Raw genomic sequence first — 5529 nt, 5'->3', positions numbered from 1 at the left:
GGCAGCCAGCCGCCGGTGCCGTTGCCGGGGTAGAGCCACAGGTACCCGGTGGAGGCCTCCCGCGCCATGACATCCTGCCGGCCGTCGCCATTGAAATCACCGACCGTCTCGACGGCATTGAAGCCACCCCAACCGTTCCCGATTTGAACGCCGGATGAGAACCCGCCCCGTACGTTGCCGGCGTACATCCTCAGTTCTCCCGTGACCGCCACTCGGGCCAGCACATCGTTGTTCCAGTCACCGTTGAAGTCGGCGGTCGAGCCCGACAACGTGGACGCCGGAATCGGCAACGACTCGAACGCATACGGGTTGCAGGTCAGGTCGTAGTCCCGCACGTTGTCATACCACTGCGCGAGGTAGACGTGCCCGCCGGAGAAGCTGGCCTGGCTGCACCGGTCAAGGGCCTCGTTGGGGTAGTCGAGTGTGCCCGCAGTGGCCCAGACCGGCACGCCGGGAAGCCGCCACGCCCCGGTGATGCCTTGCCACCCCGAGGCGAAGGAGTACAGTCCGTACGCGAAGCCGGCGTCGCGCAGCCCCCTCATCAGGCCCTCGACCACGTAGCGGTTTTCTCGCTGTTGGAGCGCGGTGCTGCTTGGCCAGGGCTGGGCGGGCCGGGGTTCGACGTCGATCCACACCACGGGGGGCTTGAACCCAACGCTGCCAAGGCTCGTCACGGCAAAGCGGGCCTCGGAGTAGCCCACGTTGGACAACTGTCCGGGCCGGGTACCGGCGGACCATGGTCCTTGGGAGCGGTAGGTGGCGAGCTGCGCGGACGTCGGGAACGCGGCCATCGTGTACGCCTGGGCCGGCTTGCCATTGGTCTTGACCCAGCCAACCTGCGCGGACAAACACGGGTTCTGCGTGAATGGCAGGCCCTTGGTCACCCCGACGATGACGAATTTTGTCGAGGTGGGCGGCAGCGGAAGCCCGTTCCCGCCGTCGGACACCGGGCACTGCGGCCATGAGATATCGTTCCCATAGAGCGTCGCGGCCTGGGCTGGAGCCGCGACCGTCGTCAGGAAGCCCGCGACAAGGGCGACCGAAGCCAGCATGCCGGCAAGCGAAAGCCGCGACAATTGCAGCCCGGCGTGACGAAGCCATCCCACAAATCCACCCGGACCACTCATGGCTGTCATCTCCCGTACCAAGTTAACCACCGTCGCTCCGGGTGGTGCTACCTCCCTTGTCCGGGTGAAATCGCGGTGAAGTGGTCCGCCAGCAGGCTGGGCCGGCAAGTGGGACTATTCGTCGTCCTGGGCCTCCCAGGCAGCGTTGCGTTCCTGCACCTTCTCCAGCGCGGCCTCCGCCTCTTCGCGCGTGTTGTATGGACCGATCAGTGCCGTCCAGTCCGACTGGGCGTCCTCCTCGACCTGGTGCGTCTTCACGTTGTACCAAAACTGCGGCACGGTTCCTCCTTGGGATCGCTTCGACTTCCTGGAAGTAATCTTGGCCCCGCATGGGCCGGACTTCAAACCCCGGGTGGGCAAACCACTAGGATGGGTTGCATGTCTTCCACCGCCGCCACGGCACCCCTTGGCACGCTTGTCCCGGGAATCGTCGGCCCACACCGCGACGTCCCCGCCTCGATTCCCCGGCCCGAATATGTCGGCAAGGCCGGCCCGGCCAAGTTCACCGGGTCCGAGGTCAAGGACGCCGAAACACTTGAGAAGATCCGCATCTCGTCCAGGATCGCCGCCCAGGCCATCGTGGAGGTCGGCAAGCACATTGCGCCCGGGGTCACCACCGATGCGCTGGACCGGGTCGGCCACGAGTTCCTGCTCGACCACCAGGCCTACCCGTCCACGCTCGGGTACCGCGGCTTCCCGAAGTCGCTGTGCACGTCGCTGAACGAGGTCATCTGCCACGGCATCCCGGACAGCACCGTGCTTGCCGACGGCGACATCATCAACATCGACATCACGGCGTTCAAGAACGGCGTGCACGGCGACACGAACCACACCTTCCTGGTCGGCGACGTCGACGAGGAATCGCGGCTGCTCGTCGAGCGCACGCAGGAATCCCTGAACCGTGCCATCCGCGCCGTGGCCCCTGGCCGGGAGATCAATGTGATCGGCCGGACCATCGCCTCGTATGCGAAGCGTTTCGGCTACGGCGTGGTCCGCGACTTCACCGGCCACGGCGTCGGCGAGGCATTCCACACGGGCCTGATCATCCCGCACTACGACGCCGCGCCGGCGTACAACACGATCATGGAGGAGGGCATGGTGTTCACCATCGAACCCATGCTCACGCTCGGCGGCATCGAATGGGACATGTGGTCCGACGACTGGACGGTCGTCACCCGGGACCGCAGCCGCACCGCCCAGTTCGAGCACACACTGGTCGTCACGGCCGACGGCGCCGAGGTCCTCACCCTCCCCTGACGCGCACAGGCGCGGACGTTCTTTCAGCAGTGCCCGACCAACATCCTTTGATGGGAGTACGCATGGCCAAAAAGCATTCGCATACCGAACACGTGATCGGTGTGGACATCGGCGGCACCGGCATCAAGGGCGGCATCGTCAACCTCGCCTCGGGCGAGGTGATCGGCGAGCGCTTCCGGATCGACACGCCGCAGCCGTCCACGCCACACGCCGTGGCGAAGGTCGTCAAGCAGATCGTGGACGAGCTCATGGGCCGCGACCACGCCCCGGCGGCCGACGCCCCGGTCGGCATCACCTTTCCGGCCATCATCTCGCACGGCATTGCCCGGTCCGCGGCCAACGTCGACAAGTCATGGATTGACGCCGATGTGGACAAGATCTTCGGCGAGGAGCTTGGCCGTGACGTCCAGGTCATGAACGACGCCGACGCCGCCGGACTCGCCGAGGCCCGCTACGGCGCCGGTGCGGGCGTCAAGGGCACGGTCCTGGTCATCACGCTGGGCACGGGCATCGGTTCGGCCTTCATCCACAACGGCAAGCTCATCCCGAACGCGGAACTGGGCCACCTGGAAATCGACGGCTTCGACGCCGAGTCGAAGGCGTCCGCCAGCGCCCGCGAACGCGACGACCTGTCCTGGCCCGACTACGCGGTCCGGCTGCAACGCTACTTCTCGCACGTGGAGTTCCTGTTCTCCCCGGAGCTGTTCATCATCGGCGGCGGCATCTCCAAGCGCAGCGAGGACTATCTGCCGCTGCTGAAACTGCGCACACCGATCATCCCGGCCAAGCTCAAGAACAACGCCGGCATCGTCGGCGGTGCGCTGCAGGCCGCCGTGCACTTCAAGGTCGCCAAGTAGAGATGGACGCCCATCCCCGCGGCGTTGCGATTGTCACCGGCGCCAGCCGCGGCATTGGTGCGGCCGTGGCCAAGCGGGCAGCGGCGGCCGGGTACGCCGTCGTCGTCAATTATTCGGCCGACGCCGGCGGCGCGCGTGCCGTCGTGGAAGGCATCGTGCGCGACGGCGGCACCGCCGTCGCGCACGAGGCCGACGTCAGTGACGCGGCGGCTGTCAAGAGGCTCTTTGACGTGGCCGCCGCGCTGGGCCCCGTGACGGCCGTGGTCAACAATGCGGGCATCACGGGCGGGGCCCACGCTTGCCAGGTTCCCGGAATGTCGCGCCAGCGATATTCCGGGCCGGCAAATGGGGACTGATCGGCCCGCTGGCCGGTGTCCCCGCGGAGACCGTCAAGCGCGTCCTGGACGTGAACGTGGTGGGAATGATCTATATGTGCCAGGAGGCGCAACGGCACATGTCCACGCACTCCGGCGGACCGGGCGGGAGCATCGTCAACATCTCCTCCACCGCGACCAAGGCCGGCTCCCCCGGCACTTGGGTGCACTATGCGGCATCCAAGGGCGCCGTGGATGTACTGACCATCGGGCTGGCGGCGGAGGTGGCCGGGACCGGCATCAGGGTCAACGCCGTGGCGCCGGGCAGCACGAACACGGGCCTGCATGCGGCGGCCGGCATGCCGGACCGGGTGGCGCGACTGAATCCGACCATCCCGCTGGGCCGGGGCGCGGAACCCGATGAAATCGCCGCCGCCGTGCTGTGGCTGCTCGGGGACGACACCGCGTACGTGACTGGCATCGTGCTGCCGGTGGCCGGCGGGCGCTGAAATGTCCGTCGGAAATGGAGCCGGCCGCGGCAGGGGCTTCCCCTCCCCTGCCACGGCCGGAATCTAGGGGGCTGGCCTGTCGCGCAGCTCGCCGATGGCCTTCTCGAAGTCCTCGAGCGAGTCGAACGCCTGGTAGACGCTGGCGAAGCGCAGGTACGCGACCTGGTCGAGCCGTTGCAGCGGTGCCAGGATGGCCAGGCCCACGTCGTTGGCGTCGATCTCGGCCGCCCCGCTGGCCCGGATGGTCTCCTCGACCTCCTGGGCGAGCATGGCCAGGTCGTCATCGGTCACCGGCCGGCCCTGGCAGGCCTTGCGCACGCCGTTGATGACCTTCGCCCGGCTGAATGGCTCGGCCACGCCGGACCGTTTGGTCACCGACAAGCTGGCCGTTTCGATGGTGCTGAAGCGCCGGCCGCACTCGGTGCACTGCCTGCGACGGCGGATCGAGGACCCGTCGTCGGAAACACGGGAGTCCACGACGCGCGAGTCGGGATTGCGGCAGAACGGGCAGTACATCCTCTTCCCTCGCCTCTTTCCCTCAACGTCCTTCCAACAGCTTCAGTCCCTGAATGGCGACGCGGCCGTGACAACTCCAGTCTAGGGGCGCATCTGGTGGAATTACAAGCGTGTAAGTACCACATGTAGTGGCGTGGCGTCTATCTCCGGGCCCTATTTCGGGGACTACTGGCCGGTGGTCCTCCGGGCATGGGGCATGGCTTGTCCTCCACAGGCGGCGGCGGGGGCGGAGTTTCCCACAAGATTCGAGTAGCTTCTGGTGTTGTCGGCGACGTCTTCTAGTCTGAATGTAGTAAGAATCCCGGCAGGGATTTGGTTGCGTAATCTGACAGTGCCGGCTGGAGGGGAGGTGATCGGCGATGGTGGTACCGGAGTTCGACGCCGGGGCCGGGCGCCCGGTCGCGGCCTCGCCAACCGCTGGAACGTTCCGGACCGCGGCGCCAGCACCCGGCCGTGCCGCCGCCGGCTCCGCAGCGTCGGACTCTGGGGCGTCCCCGGCCGACGCTGTCTCTCCCGTCCGGGCGTTGGCGGGCGGGAAGCAAACCGAATGCGCGGTGGAGTGCGCGTCCGTGTTGGCCGCGGTCGGGGCGGTGACCGCGCTGGGGCCTGTCGTGTTCGACCCGGCCCGGGCGCTGGTTGTCGGGTCGGCCACCGCGGCACGGGTGGCCCGGGAGTTGGGGCAGCGGGCGGACGCTGCCGGTGATCGGGCCGAGGCGGCGTTGATGGCTCGGATGGCGCTGGCCGAACGCGGCCCCGAGGACTCGTATGAGGTGCGGCGGGCGGGGGTGGTGACGGCCGGGCTGGCCAACGACGCCCGGACGGCGCGCGCCGCAGCCACCCGGGCCCGGCACCGGGCCGAGGAAGCCCTGACCACCGCGACTTCCGCCGCCGGTGCGGGTTTCGGCACAAGTGCCGAGGGTTACACTGCGGGGGCCGGTCCGGAATCGCG

The 5529-nt window shown here is 67.9% G+C and carries 8 protein-coding genes; 5 read left to right on the top strand and 3 right to left on the bottom strand.

All coding sequences use genetic code 11. The features are described from left to right. The coding region (locus EJC77_RS06625; RefSeq protein ID WP_240629870.1) for an FG-GAP-like repeat-containing protein at positions 1-1148 on the bottom strand (1148 nt) is incomplete at its 3' end. Between the two features lie 93 nt (positions 1149-1241). Further along, positions 1242-1406, bottom strand: a complete 165-nt coding sequence (locus EJC77_RS06620; protein ID WP_125610871.1) for an SPOR domain-containing protein — start codon at positions 1404-1406, stop codon at positions 1242-1244. Positions 1407-1505: 99 nt separating this feature from the next. Here EJC77_RS06620 and map point away from each other — a divergent pair, with 99 nt between their 5' ends. The 4 genes from map (at position 1506) to EJC77_RS21315 (ending at position 4064) form a co-directional block, all read left to right on the top strand. Continuing rightward, positions 1506-2384 carry a type I methionyl aminopeptidase gene (map, locus tag EJC77_RS06615; protein WP_125610869.1) on the top strand — a complete coding sequence of 293 codons (879 nt, stop codon included), beginning with the start codon at positions 1506-1508 and terminating at the stop codon, positions 2382-2384. A gap of 62 nt (positions 2385-2446) precedes the next feature. Further along, the gene (ppgK, locus tag EJC77_RS06610) at positions 2447-3241 is read left to right on the top strand and encodes a polyphosphate--glucose phosphotransferase (RefSeq protein WP_125610867.1); all 795 of its coding nucleotides are present in this window, start codon (positions 2447-2449) and stop codon (positions 3239-3241) included. A gap of 2 nt (positions 3242-3243) precedes the next feature. Continuing rightward, positions 3244-3597 (top strand): SDR family NAD(P)-dependent oxidoreductase, encoded by a 354-nt coding sequence (locus EJC77_RS21320; RefSeq protein WP_276309049.1) that lies wholly within the window; start codon positions 3244-3246, stop codon positions 3595-3597. Positions 3598-3647: 50 nt separating this feature from the next. Then, positions 3648-4064 carry an SDR family oxidoreductase gene (locus EJC77_RS21315; protein ID WP_420820302.1) on the top strand — a complete coding sequence of 139 codons (417 nt, stop codon included), beginning with the start codon at positions 3648-3650 and terminating at the stop codon, positions 4062-4064. 63 nt (positions 4065-4127) lie between these two features. On the opposite strand, the gene nrdR is transcribed toward EJC77_RS21315, so the two are convergent. Then, complete coding sequence (nrdR, locus tag EJC77_RS06600) at positions 4128-4580, bottom strand: transcriptional regulator NrdR (protein ID WP_125610865.1); 453 nt, start codon at positions 4578-4580, stop codon at positions 4128-4130. A 569-nt stretch (positions 4581-5149) separates the two neighbouring features. Between nrdR and EJC77_RS20310 the strand changes: the two genes are divergently transcribed. Further along, positions 5150-5529: hypothetical protein (locus EJC77_RS20310; RefSeq protein ID WP_164520334.1), on the top strand; the 380-nt coding region annotated here is incomplete at its 3' end.

The sequence above is a fragment of the Specibacter cremeus genome (assembly GCF_003946885.1).
GTDB classification, from domain to species: Bacteria; Actinomycetota; Actinomycetes; order Actinomycetales; family Micrococcaceae; genus Specibacter; species Specibacter cremeus.
Note: the sequence above shows the minus strand (reverse complement) of the source record. Positions and strands in the feature narration are given on the sequence as shown.

What these genes read in the sequence shown, in the direction of transcription:
- map (WP_125610869.1), top strand. Translation starts at nt 1,506, where the DNA reads ATGTCTTCCACCGCCGCCACGGCACCCCTTGGCACGCTTGTCCCGGGA.
- ppgK (WP_125610867.1), top strand. Translation starts at nt 2,447, where the DNA reads ATGGCCAAAAAGCATTCGCATACCGAACACGTGATCGGTGTGGACATC.
- EJC77_RS21320 (WP_276309049.1), top strand. Translation starts at nt 3,244, where the DNA reads ATGGACGCCCATCCCCGCGGCGTTGCGATTGTCACCGGCGCCAGCCGC.
- nrdR (WP_125610865.1), bottom strand. Translation starts at nt 4,580, where the DNA reads ATGTACTGCCCGTTCTGCCGCAATCCCGACTCGCGCGTCGTGGACTCC.